The organism is Shouchella shacheensis (genome assembly GCF_001484965.1).
Lineage (GTDB): Bacteria > Bacillota > Bacilli > Bacillales > Bacillaceae_D > Shouchella > Shouchella shacheensis.
The window spans coordinates 1-653 of record NZ_LLYY01000081.1 but is presented as its reverse complement, the minus strand read 5'-3'; the positions used below and the strand labels follow the sequence as shown (position 1 = coordinate 653).

General features: G+C 42.4%; 1 protein-coding gene. It reads right to left on the bottom strand.

What is annotated here, in order from left to right:
* Nucleotides 1-122: 122 nt before the first annotated feature.
* Nucleotides 123-554, bottom strand: a complete 432-nt coding sequence (tnpA, locus tag AVZ68_RS19440) for an IS200/IS605 family transposase (RefSeq protein ID WP_059106230.1) — start codon at nt 552-554, stop codon at nt 123-125.
* Nucleotides 555-653: the final 99 nt, after the last annotated feature.

Genomic DNA, 653 nt, shown 5'->3' with positions numbered 1-653 from the left:
TTAAACGACCACCTGCTAAAGCAGGTGGATTTGGACATAAAATGTCTACGACTAAAGTCGTTCCTCAAGACTGAAGTCATCTTAAAGTCCGAATGCTTAAGCACACTCAATTTGGACTAAACTCATTCTTCAATCCTGAATGTGTCATTCTTCTCTTCACTACACTGGTTTGCGATATAATTTCGGATGGTTTCCTCATCCACTGTTCCTACTGTGGCACAAAAATAACCCCTTGCCCATAAATGTTGACCCCAGTATTTCTTCTTCAACTCGGGAAATTGATCTTGGAGAAGTCTTGACGATCTCCCTTTTAGGTACTGCATAATCTTACTTGGGGCAAGACTCGGTCGACAGGATAACAACACGTGGATATGATCTTTCCCCACACTTCCTTCCAGGATTGTGATTCCTCTTGCTTCGCATCCTTGCCTGATTAGTTCCCGTGTTCTTATCGCAATGGGTCCGCGTAACACCTTATATCTATACTTTGTTACCCAGATGACGTGGAATTTGATGTCAAAACCCGCATGACTATTCTTTTTATACCCGTCCATACTTTCACCTCACACCTTAAGTATGGACGTCCAAGTATAAGGCTAAAAGCGTATACCGTCTAAAGACGGTGGAGTTAGACCACGCGTTTGGAAATTAAA